General features: G+C 64.7%; 19 protein-coding genes and 1 pseudogene. 11 read left to right on the top strand and 9 right to left on the bottom strand.

Going from position 1 to position 20,426, the window contains the following annotated elements:
• The first annotated feature begins 42 nt into the window (after window positions 1–42).
• Complete coding sequence (gene purM / locus E4K64_RS21765) at window positions 43–1,116, top strand: phosphoribosylformylglycinamidine cyclo-ligase (protein WP_135165359.1); 1,074 nt, start codon at window positions 43–45, stop codon at window positions 1,114–1,116.
• The gene (purN, locus tag E4K64_RS21760; protein WP_167772175.1) at window positions 1,116–1,769 is read left to right on the top strand and encodes a phosphoribosylglycinamide formyltransferase; all 654 of its coding nucleotides are present in this window, start codon (window positions 1,116–1,118) and stop codon (window positions 1,767–1,769) included. The genes purM and purN overlap by 1 nt, the downstream gene beginning before the upstream one ends.
• A gap of 92 nt (window positions 1,770–1,861) precedes the next feature.
• Here the strand turns inward: purN and E4K64_RS21755 are convergent, their stop codons facing one another.
• A complete protein-coding gene (locus E4K64_RS21755) occupies window positions 1,862–2,068 on the bottom strand; it encodes a cold-shock protein (RefSeq protein WP_018645416.1) in 207 nt (68 codons plus the stop codon).
• A gap of 373 nt (window positions 2,069–2,441) precedes the next feature.
• Between E4K64_RS21755 and E4K64_RS21745 the strand changes: the two genes are divergently transcribed.
• The gene (locus tag E4K64_RS21745; RefSeq protein WP_135165357.1) at window positions 2,442–3,605 is read left to right on the top strand and encodes an autotransporter outer membrane beta-barrel domain-containing protein; all 1,164 of its coding nucleotides are present in this window, start codon (window positions 2,442–2,444) and stop codon (window positions 3,603–3,605) included.
• Window positions 3,606–3,623: 18 nt separating this feature from the next.
• On the opposite strand, the gene E4K64_RS21740 is transcribed toward E4K64_RS21745, so the two are convergent.
• Complete coding sequence (locus E4K64_RS21740; protein ID WP_135165356.1) at window positions 3,624–4,664, bottom strand: LysR family transcriptional regulator; 1,041 nt, start codon at window positions 4,662–4,664, stop codon at window positions 3,624–3,626.
• Between the two features lie 71 nt (window positions 4,665–4,735).
• On the opposite strand from E4K64_RS21740, the gene E4K64_RS21735 reads away from it, so the two are divergent.
• From E4K64_RS21735 to E4K64_RS21720, 5 genes are all read left to right on the top strand, one after another.
• The gene (locus E4K64_RS21735) at window positions 4,736–5,353 is read left to right on the top strand and encodes a hypothetical protein (RefSeq protein ID WP_167772174.1); all 618 of its coding nucleotides are present in this window, start codon (window positions 4,736–4,738) and stop codon (window positions 5,351–5,353) included.
• Window positions 5,340–5,960 carry a GNAT family N-acetyltransferase gene (locus E4K64_RS21730; protein WP_024338084.1) on the top strand — a complete coding sequence of 207 codons (621 nt, stop codon included), beginning with the start codon at window positions 5,340–5,342 and terminating at the stop codon, window positions 5,958–5,960. Before E4K64_RS21735 ends, E4K64_RS21730 begins: the two co-directional genes overlap by 14 nt.
• A gap of 25 nt (window positions 5,961–5,985) precedes the next feature.
• The gene (locus E4K64_RS21725) at window positions 5,986–6,549 is read left to right on the top strand and encodes an isochorismatase family protein (protein ID WP_135165355.1); all 564 of its coding nucleotides are present in this window, start codon (window positions 5,986–5,988) and stop codon (window positions 6,547–6,549) included.
• A gap of 30 nt (window positions 6,550–6,579) precedes the next feature.
• Window positions 6,580–6,750, top strand: coding sequence for a hypothetical protein (locus E4K64_RS40480; RefSeq protein WP_164718707.1), 171 nt, complete (start codon window positions 6,580–6,582; stop codon window positions 6,748–6,750).
• Between the two features lie 207 nt (window positions 6,751–6,957).
• Window positions 6,958–8,340 (top strand): aspartate aminotransferase family protein, encoded by a 1,383-nt coding sequence (locus E4K64_RS21720; RefSeq protein WP_135165354.1) that lies wholly within the window; start codon window positions 6,958–6,960, stop codon window positions 8,338–8,340.
• A gap of 164 nt (window positions 8,341–8,504) precedes the next feature.
• Here the strand turns inward: E4K64_RS21720 and rnd are convergent, their stop codons facing one another.
• Window positions 8,505–9,653: a ribonuclease D gene (gene rnd / locus E4K64_RS21715; RefSeq protein ID WP_135165353.1), complete on the bottom strand. Its 1,149-nt coding sequence runs from the start codon at window positions 9,651–9,653 to the stop codon at window positions 8,505–8,507.
• Window positions 9,654–10,004: 351 nt separating this feature from the next.
• On the bottom strand, window positions 10,005–10,904 hold the full coding sequence (locus E4K64_RS21710; protein WP_135165352.1) for a LysR family transcriptional regulator: 900 nt from the start codon (window positions 10,902–10,904) through the stop codon (window positions 10,005–10,007).
• 100 nt (window positions 10,905–11,004) lie between these two features.
• On the opposite strand from E4K64_RS21710, the gene E4K64_RS21705 reads away from it, so the two are divergent.
• On the top strand, window positions 11,005–11,994 hold the full coding sequence (locus E4K64_RS21705) for a zinc-dependent alcohol dehydrogenase family protein (protein WP_135165351.1): 990 nt from the start codon (window positions 11,005–11,007) through the stop codon (window positions 11,992–11,994).
• A 76-nt stretch (window positions 11,995–12,070) separates the two neighbouring features.
• Here the strand turns inward: E4K64_RS21705 and E4K64_RS21700 are convergent, their stop codons facing one another.
• Genes E4K64_RS21700 through E4K64_RS21685 form a run of 4 tightly spaced genes read right to left on the bottom strand, consistent with a single transcriptional unit; the run spans window position 12,071 to window position 16,068 of the window.
• Entirely contained in the window at window positions 12,071–13,390 is a 1,320-nt protein-coding gene (locus tag E4K64_RS21700; RefSeq protein ID WP_135165350.1) for an ABC transporter substrate-binding protein, read from the bottom strand.
• Window positions 13,391–13,401: 11 nt separating this feature from the next.
• Window positions 13,402–14,271, bottom strand: a complete 870-nt coding sequence (locus E4K64_RS21695) for a carbohydrate ABC transporter permease (protein WP_135165349.1) — start codon at window positions 14,269–14,271, stop codon at window positions 13,402–13,404.
• Window positions 14,268–15,218, bottom strand: coding sequence for a carbohydrate ABC transporter permease (locus E4K64_RS21690; protein WP_167772173.1), 951 nt, complete (start codon window positions 15,216–15,218; stop codon window positions 14,268–14,270). The genes E4K64_RS21695 and E4K64_RS21690 overlap by 4 nt, the downstream gene beginning before the upstream one ends.
• A gap of 1 nt (window position 15,219) precedes the next feature.
• Window positions 15,220–16,068, bottom strand: coding sequence for a phosphodiesterase (locus E4K64_RS21685; RefSeq protein ID WP_135165347.1), 849 nt, complete (start codon window positions 16,066–16,068; stop codon window positions 15,220–15,222).
• A 187-nt stretch (window positions 16,069–16,255) separates the two neighbouring features.
• Here E4K64_RS21685 and E4K64_RS21680 point away from each other — a divergent pair.
• Window positions 16,256–16,790: pseudogene (locus E4K64_RS21680) on the top strand (REP-associated tyrosine transposase).
• A 115-nt stretch (window positions 16,791–16,905) separates the two neighbouring features.
• Here the strand turns inward: E4K64_RS21680 and E4K64_RS21675 are convergent.
• Window positions 16,906–18,378, bottom strand: coding sequence for a protein adenylyltransferase SelO (locus tag E4K64_RS21675; RefSeq protein ID WP_135165451.1), 1,473 nt, complete (start codon window positions 18,376–18,378; stop codon window positions 16,906–16,908).
• Between the two features lie 246 nt (window positions 18,379–18,624).
• On the opposite strand from E4K64_RS21675, the gene aspS reads away from it, so the two are divergent.
• Entirely contained in the window at window positions 18,625–20,397 is a 1,773-nt protein-coding gene (gene aspS, locus E4K64_RS21670) for an aspartate--tRNA ligase (protein WP_135165346.1), read from the top strand.
• Window positions 20,398–20,426: the final 29 nt, after the last annotated feature.

Genomic DNA, 20,426 nt, shown 5'->3' with positions numbered 1-20,426 from the left:
GGAATTCGACGTAACCAGCCGCAAACCCACTGGAAATCGGGCATGACCGACCGCAAAAACGGCCTCACTTACGCCGATTCAGGCGTCGATATCGACGCGGGCAACCGCCTGGTCGATCTGATCAAGCCGATGGTGCGCGCCACGGCACGGCCGGGCGCCGACGCCGAGATCGGCGGCTTCGGCGGCCTGTTCGACCTCAAGGCGGCCGGTTTCAAGGACCCGGTCCTGGTCGCCGCGACCGACGGCGTCGGCACCAAGGTCAAGATCGCGATCGAGACCGGGCTGCACGGCGGGATCGGCATCGACCTCGTCGCCATGAGCGTCAACGATCTCGTGGTGCAGGGCGCCGAGCCGTTGTTCTTTCTGGACTATTTCGCCTGCGGCAAGCTCGACCCCGAGGCCACGGCCTCGATCGTTGCGGGCGTCGCGGAAGGCTGCCGCGAATCCGGCTGCGCCCTGATCGGCGGTGAGACCGCCGAGATGCCCGGCCTGTACAAGGACGGCGATTACGATCTCGGCGGATTTGCCGTCGGTGCCGCCGAGCGCGGTACGCTGCTGCCGCGCAAGGACATCGCGGCGGGCGACGCCGTGATTGGCCTTGCCTCTTCCGGCGTGCATTCCAACGGCTTTTCCCTGGTCCGCAAGATCGTGGAACAATCAGGCCTCGGCTTCACCGCGCAAGCGCCGTTCGCACCCGTGATGACGCTCGGCGGCGCGCTGCTGACACCGACGCGGCTCTACGTCAAATCCTGCCTGCGCGCGATCCGCGAGACCGGCGCAGTGAAGGGCCTTGCCCACATCACCGGCGGCGGCTTCACCGACAACATTCCGCGCGTGCTGCCGCAGCATCTCGGCGTCGGCATTGACCTCGCCCGTCTGCCGGTGCTGCCGGTGTTCAAATGGCTGGCGGCGCAGGCCGGCATCGCCGAGCTGGAAATGCTGCGCACCTTCAACTGCGGCATCGGCATGATCGCGATCGTCGAGCCCGACAAGGTCGACAAGGTGATCGAGGTCTTCACCGACGCCGGCGAGACCGTGGCGCAGCTCGGCACCGTGATTCCGGCCGCGGGCGAGCACCGCGTCGTCTATAACGGCCACCTCGATCTGGCGCTGTGATGAAGCGCCGCGTCGCCATCCTGATCTCCGGCCGCGGCTCCAACATGGCCGCGCTGATCAGGGCCGCAAGCTCGGCGGATTTCCCGGCGGAGATCTCGCTCGTCATCTCGAACAAGGCCGATGCGCTCGGGCTCGAGCGGGCCAAAGCGAGCGGCGTCAACACGCTGGTGATCGAGAGCAAGCCGTTCGGCAAGGATCGCGCCGGCTTCGAGAAGGTGCTGCAGGCAGCGCTCGATGAGCACGGTATCGAGCTGATTTGTCTCGGCGGCTTCATGCGCCTGTTCACGGCGGAATTCACCAGGGCCTGGTACGGGCGGATGCTCAACATCCACCCCTCGCTGCTGCCGTCCTTCCCCGGCCTCGACCCGCACGGCCAGGCGTTGCGCGCCGGCGTCAAGCTGTCGGGGGCGACGGTGCACTTCGTGATCCCCGAGACCGATGCCGGCCCGATCGTGATGCAGGGCGCGGTGCCCGTCAGCGACCACGACACGGGAGATACGCTGTCGGAGCGCATCCTCGAAGTCGAGCACCGCATCTATCCCGAAGCGCTGCGGCTGCTCGCGACCGGCAAGGTCCGGATCGAGGGCGATGTCTGCAAGACGGATGGCAGCGGGCCGTCTGAGAATTTCCTGATTGCGCCGGTGGTAGGCTGAAGCGCCGTCCTCGCGGCGCTCGCCCCAAATAAAATCCCCCGGCAGAGCCGGGGGCAACGTCATGATCTCCCGTGTGTCAGCTTCGAGAGAAATCAGGAGACCTTGAGGTTCTCCGCGGATGCTTTGCCGCGGTTCTCCACGAGGTCGTATTCAACCACCTGGTTCTCGTTGAGGGTCGAGAGTCCGGCGCGCTCGACGGCGGAGATGTGAACGAACACATCCTTGTCGCCGCCGTTCGGCTTGATGAACCCATAGCCCTTGGTCGGGTTGAACCATTTGACGGTGCCCTTTTGCGGCATCGCTAGTCTCCTCCACTAGATAGAAAAAAGACGCGGCCGCTTTTTCGCGTGCCACGCCACAAACGGGCTTCCGGAAGTCTGTTCGAGTCTCAATGTCGCGAAACGCACAGCCGAGCGGCCAATTCCGATTGTGTCCGATATTGCAACATGAAAATCGCGCGTTAGCAAGCCGCGCGCGGTTTTCAAGACTGGGACGGGTACCATCGTCTGCTTTTTGCGACCTGTGGCCGCGGAACCACAACCTAGGGCAATAGGCGCGGTGACAGCGTACCAGGTGGTTGACCCTCCGTGGCAGTTCGGCCCAAATCGCCACACATGCGAGCCGCTCGTGTTGCATTTTTGCGGACCGCCCTTTGCTTCGGGATTAGTCGTCATGCGCTGCACCTCGCAGCCTTCAGGGACACGGCAGACGATCGGGCGGGGCCGCGTCGGCAGGGTCGCGGCCGCGATCGCGATGGCATTTGCGATCGTCGTGATGATGTCGGCCATATCGCCAGTCCTGGCGCAAAGCCCGACGCCAACGCCGACACCGACGCCCACGCCCACGCCATCACCGATTCCGATCCCGACGCCGACATCAACCAATTACGACCAGTCGGTCCGCAGCGGCGCGCTCAACCTCGGCTCCAGCTTCCTGGAGCGGCTCGGCAACCAGGCATCGGGTGGTTTCAACCGGGCGTTCCGGACCAATCCTGGCGGCGGCGGCGCATCGGCCAGCACGGAAGATCCGCGCTACCGCACCTGGTTCGAGGGCTACGGCATCTCGGTCCGCACCGATGGGCAAGGCGACTTCGTCGGCGACAAGCGCAAGACGGTTGGCGGCGTCGCCGGCTTTGGCGCGCGCGTTGCGCCGGGTGTCAATCTCGGCTTCTCCGTCGACCAGAGCCACACCGACATCGACGTGCCGCTGGCGCTGCAATCGGCGACGCTCGACCTGACGCAGATCGGCTTCAGCGGCTCGGTCGACAAGGGCCCGTGGACCTGGGCCTTCGCCGTGGTGCACGGCTTCGGCAAGGTCCGCTCCAGCCGCGACACCGGTCTCGGCCTTGCGACCGCGGGCTATCGCGCGGCGATCGACGGCGCGCTGACCGAGATCAGCTATTACTGGACCCAGGACCAGATGCGTGTCGTGCCCAAAGGGGCGCTGGAATATGTGCGCGCCACCAGCGCGGCGTTCCAGGAGACCGGAGGCCTCGATCCGCTCAACGTCGGCTCGACGGCGCTCTCGCGCGCACGCGTCATGATCGGGGCCGAGATCGGCCGTTACTTCGTCATCGATCAGAAAATCCTCGACCTGTCCGCCTATGGCAAGTTCGTCGACAATTTCTACCAGGATCTCGGGTCGATCCAGGTCAGCCTGGGAACCCAGAGCATCGTCGTTCCCGGCATCGGCGAGAGCCGTTACGGCGCGGATGCGGGCGCCTCGGCTTCGCTCAGCCTGACCAGCGTGGCGCGGCTCTACGTCAATTACGACGGCAAATTCCGCAACGAGCTGACCTCGCACCAGGGCACGGTCGGCTTCGAATATCGATGGTGAGCGGACGCTCGCCCGTGCTTATGTCGGTGTCGCCGCGACATATCCCGTCAGCCCAAACCCGTCGCGCGCGGCCGTCATCATCGGCACCAGCGCGTTCGGATGGATGAACTCGTCGCGGAAGCAGGGATAGGTTTTGGGATCGAAGATCTGCTTCAGCCAGTCGACCACGATCTTGTGGCGCTCGGAGGTTCGGAACTCCTTGTGATAGGTGAGCCAGAGATCGGCGTGGTGGCTGACGCCGAGATCGACGGCGACCAGCGGCGCGCCGAGTGCGATCGAGACCGTCGGCAGGAAGCCGATGCCGGCGCCGCGTTCGACGGCATAGAGCACGCCGACCGAGGAATTGGTCTTGATCCCGACGATGCCCTCCAGCGACTTCAGTCCGAGCACGCGGGCATAGGCGCCGTCGTCGACCTGCGGTGCGCTCTGCTTGATGATGCGGTGGTCCTTCAGCTCCCCAAGGTTCGCCGGCACACCGTAGAGGTTTTCGTACTCCTTGGAGACGAACGGATAGATGTGCAGGCGGCCGAGCTTGGCGACGATCAGGTCGGGATTGGTCGGCGGCTCGAGCTGGATCGCGATGTCCGATTCAAGCCGTGCGACGTCGGCCTGCTCCATCGCGCAGCGCAGATCGACGGTGATCCTGCGGTAGGTCTTCTGGAAGTCGATCAGTCGCGGCAGGATCCAGAAATTGCCGGGCCCCTCCGTCACCGCGACGCGCACGGTGCCCGAGGTGTCGTTCGACGAGCGCGAAGCGCGCCGGAAGACGTTGAAGGCGTGACGCTCCATATGCGCAACGTCGGCGATCATCGCGGTGCCTTCGTCGCTGAGCGTGAGCCCGCTCTGGTCGCGCAGGAATAGCTTGCAGCCGATGCTCTCTTCGAGCCGGTCGACCCGGCGCATCAGCGTGGTCGAGGTGAGCCCGAGCTCCTCGGCGGCATTGCGAAAACTTTTATATTTTGCGCATGCTAAAAATAGTTTCAAATCGTCCCAGGACGCATCCAGGGCTTCTTCACGGTGCTGCATCATCGCAGCACCCCGGTGCAATAACTGGTGCATACTCCTGATCTCCAGCCGCTAAGCTCGTCGACGTAGCGGGGCACGAAAGCCTCGAACGATAGAGGCGCGATATGGGTATGGAAAGGGGCTCGTTTGACGCAAGGCATGATTTCGATGCCTTGCCGCTGAGCCCGGATGTCGACGTCCGGTGCGCGCAATCTTCCGAAATCGCCGCGCTGGCGCAAATGGCGCACCGGCTGGTGCCGGGCGTGCGGATCGAAGCCGAAGAGCTTGCGCGATACGCCACGTTCGATCCCCAGAGCATCCTGACGTTCAGCCGAAAGGGCCATCTCGTCGGCGGCATGGCCTTTCTGTTTCTCAATGACCGCGGGCACGATGCGTTGCTGCTCGACGAGATCTGCCTTACCGCGCCCGAGACGCACTATCTCGCTGCCGCGAAGGAAGACGTCGCCGCTATCTACATCTGGGCGATCGCGGCGACGGGACGCGGCATCGCCGGTCTCGGAAAAGCGGCAGCACATCTGCGACAGCTAAGGTTTCGCGGCGCGGATTGCTATGCGCAGCCGTCAACGGTGGCCGGACGCGACATCATGAAGGCGACCGGCTTTGCACCGGTCCCAAGCTTCCAGCCCGACCTCTGGTGCTACGAGCGGCCCTGGCATCGGCAGCCGATGCGTATGTCCGCCGCAATCATTCAAGCAAGGAGTTTTGCAGATGCACGGTACTAGGATCCCTGTCGCCAAGCCCTGTTCCCGCGCCATCACCATCCGCCTTGCGCGCGATCCAAACGATCTCATGCTGGTCACCGCCATTCGTTCCGCGGTCTATCTCGCCGAGCAGGATTGTCCATTCGAGGAGGAGTTCGACGGCAACGACATGGTCGCGGCGCACTTCATCGGCTTCGTCGGCAACGAACCCGCGGGCTGCCTGCGGGTGCGCTTCTTCGGCGATTTCGCCAAGGTGGAGCGGCTCGCGGTGCGGCACCAGTATCGGCGCTCGCGCGTCTCCTTCAAGCTGGTGCAGGCCAGCGTCGACTATGTGAAGCGGAAGGGCTTTCGCAAGATCTACGGTCAGGCGCAGGACAGGCTGGTGGATTTCTGGGCGCATTTCGGCGCCAAGCCGCTCGGCCATAATCGCAAGATCACGTTCTCGGATTTTTCCTACACGGAGATGCTGTTGGAGATCGAGCCGGGCCCGGACGCCATCACGCTGGACAGCGATCCTTATGTGATCATCCGTCCCGAGGGCGATTGGGACCGGCCCGGCGTGCTCGACGCCTCGGCGGGGCGGGCGGTGACCTCACCGCTGCGGGACCTCGCGCTCGCCGACCGCTGAAACTGGTGCAGCTCGGCGCAAGACAATGCTGGCTTCCATCCATGACGATCCGCCGATCCTGGTCTGCGCGGATCTGCAGATCGAATATCTGACCCCAGGGCGCCGTCACGTCATCCTCGACGGCGACGCCGCCTCGGCGCGCTGCCTGGAACTCCTGACGCTGTGGCGCGGCAATCTGTGGCCGGTGATGCACCTGAAGCGCATCGCGCAGGCCGCCTGGTTCAATCCGGCATCCAGGCTGACCGATTGGATCGCGGAGATGAAGCCGCGGCCGGGGGAACTGACGTTCGAGCATCCGCTGCCCTCCGCCTACAGCTCGTCGCGGTTTGTGGACTACATGTCCAATATCCGCAATGTGCGCTGCATTTTGGTCGGGTTTTCCCTGGACGAGACGATCCTGGCCACCGCCGCCGAAGGGTTTCACCGCAGCCATCGCTACCAGGTGGTCGCTGACGCCGTGGCCTGCCGCCAGCCGGGCACAGGCGATGCCGCCGCCTATAGGCATGCGGTAGTGAATGTCATCGGGAATTTTGCTACAATCCAGTCCAGCGCCGAACTGATTAGAACCAGCGGCGTCGTTGCGGTGTAGGCGGCCGCGACCGGCGGATGGGGTGAGAGATTGTCACGGGGAGACGAGCTCAAGGAGCTGGCCAGCGACCTGTCGCATGCCGCCGAGAAGGCGCGCAGGCTTGGTCTGCCGACGACGGTCTATCTGCTGTCGATGGCGCTGGTGGAGGTGAGGGAAGCCGCAGCCGGCGCCGACGATGGGCATGACGACGACGCGGCGTGAGAGCTGCCTCGCCAGCAGTTTCTGACGTGCGGTGCCTTTCCGTGATGCGCGGCTTTGTCATTTGCGGCTTTGTGCAACGCTGCTGAGCGCTTGCTGCCGGCGAATTGGCGTTGCAAGTTCTGCGCTGTCGCAATAGCCAAGGGACTTGATCATCGAGTGATGACGCCGGCTATGCCTGCGACGTGACGCTTTCAAGGATCTTCGCAAATGTCCATGCTGCCCAATTCGCAAGAGGCCCGGGATGTGGCCTACCAGCTCCATCCCTACACCAATGCGCGCGCGCATCAGCAGGCCGGTCCCCTGGTGATCGAACGCGGCGATGGTCCTTACGTCTTCGACGCGTCGGGCAAGTGCTATTTCGAGGCGATGGCCGGCCTGTGGAGCGTCGGGCTCGGCTTCAACGAGAAGCGGCTGGTCGAGGCGGCGCACAAGCAGATGCAGGCGTTGCCGTTCTATCACACCTTCTCCGCCAAATCGCACGGGCCCTCGATCGATCTCGCCGAGAAGCTGGTCGCGCTAGCGCCGGTTGCGATGAGCAAGGTGTTCTTCACCAATTCCGGCTCGGAAGCCAACGACACCGTGTTGAAGCTGATCGCCTATCGCTCCAATGCGCTCGGCCAGCCGCAGCGCAAGAAGGTGATCAGCCGGATGCGCGCCTATCACGGCGTCACCATCGCCTCCGCCAGCCTCACGGGGTTGCCGAACAATCACCGCTCGTTCGACCTGCCGTTGCCGAACATTCTGCACACGGGTTCGCCGCATTTCTACAAGGACGCCGCCGCCGGCGAGAGCGAGGAGGCGTTTGCGACACGCCGGGCCGAGGAGCTCGACGCGCTGATCCAGAAGGAGGGGCCCGACACGATCGCGGCGTTCTTCGGCGAGCCGGTAATGGGGGCGGGCGGCGTCATCGTGCCGCCGGCGACCTATTGGGACAAGATCCAGGCGGTCCTGAAGAAGTACGACATCCTCTTGGTCGCCGACGAGGTGATCTGCGGCTTCGGCCGCACCGGCAAGATGTTCGGTTGCGAGACCTACGGCATCAAGCCGGATGCAATAGTGGTCTCCAAGCAGATCACGTCGAGCTATTTCCCGCTGTCGGCGATCATGCTGAACGAGCGCATGTTCGAGCCGATCGCGGACGAGAGCAACAAGATCGGCGTGCTCGGCCATGGTTTTACCGCCGGCGGCCATCCGGTCGGCTCGGCGATTGCGCTGGAGAACCTCAAGATCATCGAGGAACGGGGCCTGGTCGCGCATGCGGCCGAGCTCGGCGCCTACATGCAGGGCCGCCTGCGCGAGCTCAGCAATCATCCGCTGGTCGGCGAGGTCCGCGGCGTCGGCATGATCGCAGCGATCGAACTCGTGCTCGACAAGGGCCGCAAGACGGCCGCGGCAACGCCCGGCGCGGTCGGCGGCATCGCCAGCCGCATGCTCCAGGAGCGCGGCGTGATCTCGCGCAACATGCTGGACGCCATCGCCATCTGCCCGCCGCTGATCGTCAACAAGTCCCACATCGACGATCTGGTCGCCGCGATTTCGGGCGTGTTGGACGACATGAAGGCGGAGGTGGCCAAGCTGACGCCGGCGTAGAGCAGCATTGGAGATGGTGGATCCTCACCCTGAGGAGCGCGCACTTTGCGCGCGTCTCGAAGGGCGAGGCCACCAGCCGGGCCTTCATCCTTCGGGACGCGCGTTCCGCGCTCCTCAGGATGAGGGTTTGGCTCTGCCGCCGTTGCGATGATCGTGCTGGCCGACTACGCCCGCTGCACCCCGATCACGCGACCCTTCTCGATCGCCAGCGCCAGCTCGCCGCGCTTCAGCTTGAGCGCGGCATCGCCGAACAATTCGCGGCGCCAACCGCGCAAGGCGGGCACGTCGGCCTCGTCGTCGGCCGCGATCTCCTCGAGATCGTCGACCGTCGCGATCACCTTGCTGGCGACCGCGTGGCGCTCGGCGGTCATGCGCAGCAGCACCTTCAACAGCTCGACGATGGCGGCGCCGTTGGAATTGTTGCGTGGCTTTTCGAGCTTCGGCAGCGTCGCAGGATCCCGCTTAAGCCCGCGCTCGACGGCGGCGACGATGTCCGCGCCCCATTTGGACTTCTCGAACCCTTTCGGCACCGAGCGCAGGTTGGCGAGCTTCTCCAGCGTGGTCGGCGCGTGGGTCGCGATGTCCGAGATCGCCTCGTCGCGCAGCACGCGGCCGCGCGGCACATCGCGGCTCTGCGCCTCCTGCTCGCGCCAGGCCGCGACCTCCATCAGCACCGCGAGATCCTTCGGCTTGCGCACGCGGGTCTTCAGCCGCTCCCAGGCGCGTTCGGGATGGAAGTCGTAGGTTCTGGGGGAGGTGAGGACCTCCATCTCGATGGAGACCCATTCGCTGCGGCGGCGCTTCTTCAGGTCGGCATCGAGCGCGGCGAACACGTCGCGCAAATGCGTAACGTCGGACACCGCGTAATGCATCTGCTCCTTGGTCAGCGGCCGGCGCGACCAGTCGGTGAAGCGATGGGTCTTGTCCGGCCGGTGGCCGGTGACCTTCTCGACCAGGGCGTCGTAGGCGATGCTGTCGCCGTAACCGAGCACCATCGCGGCGACCTGGGTGTCGAACACCGGGTGCGGGATGATGCCCGCCTGATGCCAGATGATCTCGATATCCTGACGGGCGGCATGGAATACCTTCAGCACGCTTTCGTTGGCCATCAGCTCGAAGAACGGCTTGAGGTCGATGCCGGCAGCCAGGGTGTCGATGACGATGGCTTCCTCGGCGCTGGCCATCTGCACCACGCACAGCAGCGGGTAGTAGGTGGTCTCGCGCAGGAACTCGGTATCGACGGTAATAACGGGGTGCTTGGCCAGCCGGCTGCAGGCAGCCGCGAGGTCAGCGGTGGTGGTAATCAAATCCATGAACGGCCCATGACACTTGATATCAGCCGTTCTGCCGAAAGCGCTGTGATGTCAAGGGGCTCGATGCGAATTCGAGCCTTGCATTGGGGCCGGAATCGCTTTTTCCGACGAAATTCCTATTCGTAGCGGACCCGGTGCGAGGATTTGCGGGCGCAGGGCAGCGCCACCACGACCACGCACATGGCGACCAGCGCCAACCCCAGGAACTCGAAAACCAACAGATCCACGGCGAAATCTCCAGAAACATTGATAGATTTGTCGGGGGTGTGTTGAGGGTCTGTTAATTCCAATGGTTACCGGCGGCGGGGCGGGCCGGATGGTGGACGGGGGGTTAAAGGCGGAAACCGTCCTTTATGTCATCAGCTTCGGCAGGGCTGCGGCCAAGGTATCCACGGCCACTCGGACCTTTGGCGGCAAGTGAGGTGAGCGCGGCCACAGCGCGTGGCATTCGTAGAGGAATTCCGGATGGCCGCTGAGGAGACCGATTAGCGCGCCGGTGGCGAGGCGCTCGCGGACCAGCCAGTACGGCAGCCAGGCGAGCCCCATGCCCTGCGTGGCGGCATCGGCAATCGCCTCGAGATCGTCGAGCCGTAGCCGGCCGGACGGCATGATCTCGCGCACGGACCCGCCGCCTTGTGGAAACAGCCACGGACGGACGTGCCCCGAGCGGCGATAGATGATCGCCTGATGCGCGGTGAGATCGTCGATCGATTTCGGCTTGCCGCTCGCCCGTAAGTACGAGCGCGCGCCGCACACCACCATGCGCTGGCTGGCGATGCGGCGTGCGATCAAGCCGGACTGGTCATCGAGATCGCCGGTCCGGATCGCAAGGTCGTAGCCGGCCTCGATGATGTCGGCGATCGGATCGCCGAAGGAGAGGTCGAGTTCGAGCCGCGGATGTTTTCGCGCGAGCTTCATCAGCAAGGGAGCGATGCAGTGCCGGCCTAGCAGGGCCGGCATGGTCACGCGCAGCCTGCCGCGCGGCTCGGACAATTCGTCGGCAACGACGGCATCGGCGGCGTCCGCTTCGAGCAGTACCACGCGACAGCGCTCGTAATAGGCTTGCCCAGCCTCGGTCAGGCTCTGGCGGCGCGTGGTGCGGTTGAGGAGGCGGACGCCAAGGCGCTCTTCGAGGAAGCGCACATGCTTGCCGACCATCGGGCTCGACATTTCCAGGGCATCGGCCGCGGCCGCGAAGGAGCCGAGATCGACCGCCCGAACGAACACGGCCATGCTGGTGAGGCGGTCCACGATTGCAAACTCCTGGTTTCGACTGTTCGCCGGTTTCGGCGATTTATCCGCTTCTCCAGGCGCGGCATAGCTCCATTCAATTCAACTGTTGGAGTGTTTCATGGCCCGCGTCGTTCGCTTTCATCAACATGGCGGCCCCGCGGTGCTGCACCTTGAGACTGTCGAGGTTCCAGCGCCGGCAAAGGGCGAGGTTCAGATCCGGGTCAAGGCGCTCGGCCTCAACCGTGCGGAAGCGCTGTTGCGGCGAGGCACCTATATCGAGACCGCGAAATTCCCGTCGGGTCTCGGTCTGGAGGCGGCCGGGCTTGTCGAGGCCATCGGTGAAGGCGTGGCCGGATTTGCGCCGGGCGACGCCGTGAGCATCGTGCCGCCGATGTCGATGGTGCGATGGCCGGCCTATGCCGAGATCGCGACATTTCCCGCCGAACTCGTCGTGAAGCATCCGCCGGAGCTTGGCTTCGAGGCGGCGGCTGCGGTGTGGATGCAATTTCTGACAGCCTACGGCGCTCTGGTCGACATCGCCGGACTTCGGCGCGGAGACGTAGTGGCCATCACGGCGGCATCGAGCAGTGTCGGGCTTGCCGCCATCCAGATCGCGAACCGGGTTGGCGCTATCCCGGTTGCCCTGACGCGCACCTCGGCCAAGCGTTGCGCTTTGCACGATGCCGGCGCCGCCCATGTCATCGCCTCGGACGAGGAGGACATCCGATTGCGACTTGAGCGGATCGCAGGCTCAACTGGCGTCCGCGTGGTATTCGACGCGGTCGGCGGTCCTGCGTTCGAGCCGCTGACCGCGGCGATGTCGTCGCGTGGTATCCTCATCGAATATGGCGGGCTCAGCCCCGAGCCGACGCCGTTTCCGCTGTTCAGCGTCCTGACGAAGAGCCTAACGCTGCGCGGCTATCTGGTACACGAGATCATCAGCGATCCCCCGCGCCTTGCGCGGGCCAAGGCATTCGTTCTCGACGGCTTGGCGGACGGCACGCTGAAGCCGATTATCGCGAGGACGTTCCGGTTCGACGAGATCGTCGAGGCTCATCGCTTCCTGGAGTCGAACGAACAATTCGGCAAGATCGTGGTGATGATCTGAGCTCGCGCCATCCCAAAAATGCATTCGGCGACCCGCATGACGGAGCGCCGATGATCGTTTGCTGATGTCGGCCGATTTACGGCAGCTTCAGCGACGTCTCCGCATTGTACGGCTTCAGCGTCTCGTCGGCGGCCTTCTGCGCCGCAACCAGCGCCTCCTTCGGCTGCTTCTTGCCGTTGAGGACCAGCATCACCTCGTCCTCGAGGTTCTTGCGGACGGGTACGGTCTTGTAGGTCGCAAACCACGGCTTTGCGACGTCGAGCTGCTCGACGGCGGTCTTGGCGTCGGGGTTCTTGTTCAGGAAGTCGACCATGTCAGGCGTCTTGTACGCCGCCATGTTGGGCGCGAAATAGCCGGTGGCGCGGCTCCACCAGCCGCTCTTCTCGGGCGAGGTCATCCACTTGATCAGCGTCCAGGCGGCCTTCTGCTTCTCGGCTTCGAGACCGGCCGGAACGATCAGCGAGGCGCCGCCGATCGGCACGGCGTTGCGGACGTTGCGCGGGATGAAGGCGACCTTGTAGGCGAACTTGGCGTTGTCACGCACGTAAGTGAGCGAGCCCGTCGACAGCATCATCATCGCGGCATTGCCTGATATGAAGGAGGTGCTGACGGCAGGGCCGGGCGTCGCGCCGGGCGGGTGGACCTTGTGCTTGGTGACGAGGTCGTTCCACCAGGAGAGCGCGCCCAGCATCGAGGGCGTGTCGTAGTAGACCTCGCCGCCGAACTCCTCGTTGTAATAGCGCCCGCCATTGCTCATGGTGAGCGTTTCCATCATCCAGCCGCAATAATCGTAGGCGCAGGGGATCGCGATGCCCCATTGGGTCACCTTGTCGCCCTCGCGCTTGGTCAGCTTCTTGGCCCAGTCGGTGAGCTCGGCCCAGGTCTGCGGCGGCTTGCTCGGATCGAGGCCGGCTTCCTTGGCCTTGTCGGCATTGATGTAGAGCAGCGGCGTCGAATTGTGGAACGGCACGCCGTAGACCGAGCGGTTGATCACCGCGTTGCCGTGCAGGGCCGGGAAGAACTGGCCGAGGAACTGCTCCTTGGTGGTGCCGTCGGCCTTGATCAGCGCATCGAGATTGGTGAGCTCGTTCTCGATCTGCATGTCGAGCAGGAAGTTGGCCGACATGATCACCGCGGACGGCGGCTTGCCGGCCTTGATCGCGGCGCGCGTCTTGATCAGCGTGTCGTCATAGGAGCCGGTGTAGACCGCGGTTGCCTTGACGCCGGGATGGGTCTCGTTGAACTCCTTGATCAGGGTGCCCATGTCGCGGGCGAGCTTGCCGTCGACGGGGACAGGGAAGAACAAGTCAATCTCGGTGGGACCTTCGGCGAAGGCCGGGAAAGCGAGCGCACCGGCCATGGCGATGCCGAGTGCGAGCCTGCGGGAGAACAGCATCGAAGAATCTCCTATTTGATGCCTGAGGTGACGAAAGAGCTGATGAAACGCTTCTGGAAGATCAGGAAGGTGACGAGCAGGGGGCCGATCACCATCAGCGTGCCGGCGGCAATGGTGCCCCAGGCCTGCGTGCCTTCGGCGGTCTTGGTGAAGACGGACAGGCCCACCGTGAGCGGCCGCTTGTCGGGCGAGTTGATCACCATCAGCGGCCACAGGAAGTCGTTCCAGTGGCTGGTCACCGAGATGATGGCGAAGGCCGAGAAGCTCGGCATCGACAGCGGCACGTAGATGTGGCGGATGCGCTGGAGCAGGCTGGCGCCGTCGATCAGGGCGGCGTCTTCCAGCTCGGTCGGAATCGCCTCGAAGGCCTGCCGCATCAGGAAGGTGCCGAAGGCGGAGGCGAAGAACGGCATCATCACGCCGGTGAGCGTGTCGTAGAGGCCGAGCTGCGCCACCAGCGACAGGTTCGGCACGATCAGCAGCACCGGCACCAGCATCAGCTGCATCAGGAACAGGTAGAAGATCAACGTCTTGCCGACGAAGGCGAGGCGCGCAAAGGCAAAGCCCGCGAGCGTGATCGTGACGAACTGCACCAGCAGGATGCCGGCGCAGATGATCGTGGTGTTGATCGTGTAGCGCGGGAAATCGCCAATCTCCCAGGCATCCCTGACGTTGTCGAGCGTCGGCTTCAGGCTCGGCATCAGCTCGGCCATGGCGTTGATGCCGTCGGAGGCCGGGCGCAGGGTTGCCACGACCATCCACAGAAACGGGATGAGCCAGACGACCGCGAGCAGCACGGTCAGCAGAAAGCCGAGCTTGGGCGTGATCTCGCCCCTTGTGGCGAGCGGAGCGTCTCCGAACAGGCGATCGAACAGCTTCATGGCCCGCCCTCGCGGTTCGCCATGGTGCGGAAGGAGAGCGCGGTGAGGCCCATCAGCGCGGCGAGCGTCAGCAGCGTCGCGGCCGAGGCCCTGCCGATATCGTAATGCTCGACCGCCTGCTGGTAGATGTAGAACAGCACGAGATTGGTCGAGTTCGACGGTCCGCCCTGGGTCATGACGAAGACGTGGTCGACCTGCGTCACCGCGTTGAGGATCGCGATGACGGTGACGAACAGGAAGGTAGGCTTGAGCTCCGGCAGGATGATGTGGCGCAGGCGCATGTAAGGCCCGGCGCCGTCGAGATGGGCTGCCTCCATCACGTCCTCGGGCACGGCCTGGAGACCGGCGAGGAAGAACAGCATGTAATAGCCGGCATTCTTCCAGATCGTGATGACCATGATCGCATAGAGCGCGACGTCGGAATCGCCGAGCCAGTTCGGCAGCACCGGAAGCAGGCGGCCGATATAGTAGTCGAGCAGGCCGACATTGGGCAGGAAGATGAACATGAACAGCGCGGAGGCCGCGACCATCGGGATCAGCACCGGCAGGAACAGCGCGGCGCGCAGCGCGCTGCTGACGGCATTGGTGCGCGCCAGCGCCAGCGCGAACAGCAGCGCCAGCGCGATGCTCGGGATCGCCGTGCCCACGGCGTAGATGAGGTTGTTGACGACCGCGCCGGTGAAGGCGGGGTCGGTCAGAACCGCGCTGATATTGTCGAGGCCGACGAAACGCAGCGGCGCCTTGGGCGTGGCGCGCTGATAGAGCGCATCGACGAACACGCGTCCCATCGCGCCATAGGTGAACAGCGCGAGGAAGACCAGCGAGGGCAGCAGCAGCAGGTAGGCCGGCAGCGAGGCTTTGAAGCGGATGGTGAGGCGCTTCAGGACGTCGAGGCGCGGCGGCGCCGAGGTCGCGACCGGGAGAGCCGCGGGTTCAGCGAGGCTCATCTCACCGTGCCGCGAAGTTGAGCGCATAGTCGCGGCCGTCGACTCCCGCCGGCGGCTCGAATGGGAAGCGCAGACTTTCGTCGAGGAAGTCGTGGCTGTGCACGACGACGTTCTCGTCGTCGATCAGCACCACGCCATAGGCGGGGGGCTCGTGGCTGGCGAGGTGCGGGGCGCCCGCATTGAGCTCGAACCAGACCTGATGGTTGGTGCCGCGCAGCGTCGAGAACGGGATCTTGCCAAAACTGCCGAAGATCGGCCGGTGCACATGGCCGAAGAACAGGTGCCGGATGCGCGCGCGGTAGGGTGCGATGATTTCGGCGAATTCGGCGCTCTGCTTCAGCCCGATCTCGTCCATCGCGTGGACGCCGACCGGGAAGGGCGGATGGTGCATGAAGACGACGAACTCCTGGTCGGCAGGCGCGGCCGCAAGCGTGCTCGCAAGCCAGCCGAAGCGCTTTGCGCACATCTCGCCGGCGTGGCTGGTCTCGTCCAGCGTGTCGAGGAAGACGAACAGGCCGTGCTCGGTGGTGCGCGTGCCCTGCACGAAGCCGTTGGCATCGCGCGGCGCGGCCTTCAGCGCGTCGAGGCAGGTGACGCGGCGGTCGTGATTGCCGACCATGGCGATGTACGGGATCTTCAGCGCAGCCATCGCCTCGGCGAAATTGGCGTAGGATTCCGGCTCGCCCCAATGGGTGAGATCGCCGGTCACCACCGCAAAGGCGGCGTCGGACTGGTGCTGGTTGATGTCGGCAATCGCAGCGTCCAGCCGGGCGCGGGGATCAAGGCCGTACAGCTTCATCCCGGGGTTCGCGAGATGCGTGTCGGTGAGGTGGATGAATTTGAAGGGCATGGCGCTTGTCGGGACCGTTGGAGGATGGACGTCTCCGGCAAGACGACCCTGACAGGCGGTTAGTGCGGGTGTGTTTCAGTTTGATGACAGCGGTTCCGGGGTCCACAACCCCCGCCGCGTAGGGTGGATTAGCCGAAGGCGTAATCCACCACTGTGAGCCAACTTCAAGTTGTGCTATTGGAGGCAAATGTCCGACTACCGCCGCGCGTTCGTCCCCGGAGGCTGCTGGTTCTTCACTGTGAACCTGCTGGATCGGCGGAAGGCCCTGCTGACCGATCAGATCGAAGTCTTACGAGAGGCGGTCGCAGCTACGCGCCGAAGCCATCCGTTCACCATCGATGCGTTTGTGGTTCTGCCTGATCATCTGCACGCGATTTGGCAACTGCCGCCGGGCGATGCCGATTTTTTCCATGCGTTGGCGCCTGATCAAGACGCGTTTTGCCAAGGCGCTCCCGGCCAATGAGCGACTGAGCGCCGTCCGTGCCGCGCGGAACGAGCGCGGCATCTGGCAGCGCCGATTCTGGGAGCATCTCATTCGCGACGAGAACGATTACGCTCGCCACTTCGAATACTGCTATTACAATCCCGTCAAGCACGGGCACGTCTCGAAGGTGTGCGACTGGCCGTACTCTTCGTTTCACCGCGATGTCCGCGCCGGATTGCTTCCGGAGGATTGGGGTGGGGACGCGAAGATTGAAGGTGAGTTCGGGGAGAGATCCTGATGACCGCGCCAGCTTGCAGAACGGGCGAGCGGAGCGCGGGCCAACTCTCTTGCGGCCATCGGGAGATGTGGTGGATTACGCCTTCGGCTAATCCACCCTACACACCGACCTCGCCTCACGTCCCGCAGAACGTCTGCAATACCCGCTGGTCCGGCAGCGGCGGATCGGCGTAGGCGGCGTAGTCCGGCTGGTCCTGGAACGGCTTGGCCAGCACCTGCACCAGTTCCTCGAACGGCGCGTAATTGTCGTCGTTCACCGCGGCCTGGATCACGGCCTCGACGCGGTGGTTGCGCGGGATGAACATGGGATTGACGGCGTGCATGGCGGCCTGCCGCTCGGCTGCGCTCTGCGGCTCCAGCGCGATGCGCGCGCGCCAGCGTCCGGCCCATTCGTCGAAGGCTGCGGGCTCCATGAACTGGGCGCGCACGTCGCCGCCATCATCGGCCGCGGCATCGCCGAGCTTGCGGAAGGTGAGGGTGAAGTCAGCCTGGTTCTTGGCCATGGCATCGAGCAGGTCCTGGATGAGCGCCTCGTCGCCGTCGCGCATCGTGAACAGGCCGACCTTCCTGCGCAGGCCGGCCTGATAGGCGGCGCTGAACTGGTCCGAGAAGGCGCCGAGAATGTCCTGGGCTTGCGCGACCGCCTTTTCCTGCTCGTCGGAGAACAGCGGCAGCAGGCATTCGGCGAGGCGCGTCAGATTCCAAAGCGCGATGCGCGGCTGGTTGGCATAGGCGTAGCGGCCCATCTCGTCGATCGAGGAGAACACCTGCGCGGGATTGTAGGCGTCCATGAAGGCGCAGGGGCCGTAGTCGATGGTCTCGCCGGAGATGGAGCTGTTGTCGGTGTTCATCACGCCATGGATGAAGCCGACCAGCAGCCAGCGCGCGATGAGTTCGGCCTGGCGCGCGACGATGGCGGCGAGCAGATCGTGATAGGGCCGCTCCGTGGCACGCAGCTCCGGGTAATGCCTGATGATGACGTGATCGGCGAGCCGCCGGATCGCCTCGGTGTCGCGGCGGACGGCAAAGAACTGGAAGGTGCCGACGCGGATGTGGCTGGAGGCGACGCGCGTCAGCACCGCGCCGGGCAGCGCCGTCTCGCGGATGACGTGCTCGCCGGTGACGACGGCGGCGAGCGAGCGCGTGGTCGGAATGCCCAGAGCGTACATCGCCTCGCTGACGATGTATTCGCGCAAGACCGGCCCGAGCGCTGCGCGGCCGTCGCCGCGGCGGGAGAACGGGGTGGGACCGGAGCCCTTGAGCTGGATATCGCGGCGGACGCCCTCCCTGTCGATGACCTCGCCGAGCAGGATGGCGCGGCCGTCGCCGAGCTGAGGCACGAAATGCCCGAACTGGTGCCCGGCATAGGCCATGGCGATGGGATCGGCGCCTTCGGGAACCGTCTTGCCGGCCAGGATCGCCGCGCCTTCCGGCGTCTCCAGCAGGTCAGGATCGAGCCCGAGCTGGACCGCCAGCGGCCGGTTCAGCTTGATCAGCCGGGGAGCGGCGACCGGCGTCGGCGCGACGCGGGCAAAGAAGCTGTCCGGCAGCGCCGCATAGGAGTTCTGGAAGGGGAAATGCACCGTCATGGGTTCAAGATAGGGCTGGAACGCCTGTCGGCAAAGGCTTGGCATCTGAAAAGCCTTGGCTGAAGAGGCTTGGCGTCTGAAAAGGCTTGGGCTCTGATAAGCCAAAAATGGCCCATTCGGGTCCAAAACACCCCGTTCCCTTGGTTGCCGCCTTGGGCCTCGTCGGGTAAACCCTGCCGCAATCTCGGACCGGCCATGACAGGCGGTTCGATTCGCTATCCTTCAGACATTGATTTTGGGACGACCATGCATCGCTACCGGTCACATACATGCGGCGCGCTCCGCGAGAGCAATATCGGCGAGACGGTCCGCCTGTCGGGCTGGGTCCATCGCGTTCGCGACCATGGCGGCGTGCTGTTCATCGACCTGCGCGACCATTACGGCCTGACCCAGTGTGTGGTCGATCCGGACTCGCCGGCGTTCTCGCTGGCCGAGAAGCTGCGCTCGGAATTCGTGGTGCGGATGGACGGCAAGGCCCGCCGCCGCCCTGAGGGCACCGACAATGACGACCTGCCGACCGGCAAGGTCGAGGTCTATGTCAGCGAGATCGAGGTGCTGGGCCCGGCCGGCGACCTGCCGCTGCCGGTGTTCGGCGACCAGGAATATCCCGAAGACATCCGCCTGAAGTATCGCTTCCTCGACCTGCGCCGCGAGAAGCTGCACCAGAACATCATGACGCGCATCGAGATCATCAAGTCGATGCGTCGGCGCATGGAGGGGCAGGGCTTCTTCGAGTTCAACACTCCGATCCTGACCGCGTCCTCGCCGGAAGGTGCGCGCGACTTCCTGGTGCCCTCGCGCATCCATCCCGGCAAGTTCTACGCGCTGCCGCAGGCGCCGCAGCAATACAAGCAGCTGCTGATGATGTCGGGCTTCGATCGCTACTTCCAGATCGCGCCGTGCTTCCGCGACGAGGACCCGCGCGCCGACCGTCTGCCGGGCGAGTTCTACCAGCTCGACGTCGAGATGAGCTTCGTCACGCAGGAGGATGTCTTCGCCGCGATGGAGCCTGTTATCACCGGCGTGTTCGAGGAGTTCGCCAAAGGCAAGCCGGTCACCAAGGGCTGGCGCCGGATTCCGTTCGCCGAAGCCTTGCGCAAATACGGTAGCGACAAGCCGGACCTGCGCAATCCGATCGAGATGCAGGACGTCTCAGAGCACTTCCGCGGCAGCGGCTTCAAGGTGTTCGCGCGCATGCTCGAGGACCCCAAGAACCAGGTCTGGGCGATTCCCGCTCCGGGCGGCGGCAGCCGCGCGTTCTGCGACCGCATGAATTCGTGGGCGCAGGGCGAGGGCCAGCCCGGCCTCGGCTACATCATGTGGCGCGAGGGCGGCGAGGGTGCAGGTCCTCTCGCCAACAACATCGGTCCCGAGCGCACCGCCGCGATCCGCGCGCAGCTCGGCACCAAGGAAGGCGATGCCGCCTTCTTCGTCGCCGGCGATCCCGACAAGTTCTGGAAGTTCTCAGGGCTGGCCCGCAACAAGGTCGGCGAGGAATTAAACCTTACCGACAAGGAACGGTTCGAGCTCGCCTGGATCGTCGACTTCCCGATGTACGAGTACAACGAGGACGACAAGAAGGTCGACTTCTCGCACAACCCGTTCTCGATGCCGCAAGGCGGCCTCGAGGCGCTGAAGGGCCAGGATCCTCTGACCATCAAGGCGTTCCAGTACGACATCACCTGCAACGGCTACGAGATCGCCTCGGGCGGCATCCGCAACCACGTGCCGGAAGCGATGGTGAAGGCGTTCGAGATCGCAGGTTACGGCGAGCAGGAAGTGGTCGACCGCTTCGGCGGCATGTACCGCGCCTTCCAGTACGGCGCGCCGCCGCATGGCGGCATGGCCGCGGGCGTCGACCGCATCGTGATGCTCCTGTGCGGCACTACGAACTTGCGCGAGATCTCGCTGTTCCCGATGAACCAGCAGGCCATGGACCTCTTGATGGGCGCCCCGTCGGAAGCCACCACCAAGCAGCTGCGCGAGCTGCATGTGCGGGTGAACCTGCCGCAGAAGTGAGGCGTGGGGCGCTGCTCCTAAGGCGCGAG

The sequence above is a fragment of the Bradyrhizobium frederickii genome, from assembly GCF_004570865.1.
GTDB classification, from domain to species: Bacteria; Pseudomonadota; Alphaproteobacteria; order Rhizobiales; family Xanthobacteraceae; genus Bradyrhizobium; species Bradyrhizobium frederickii.
Note: the sequence above shows the minus strand (reverse complement) of the source record. Positions and strands in the feature narration are given on the sequence as shown.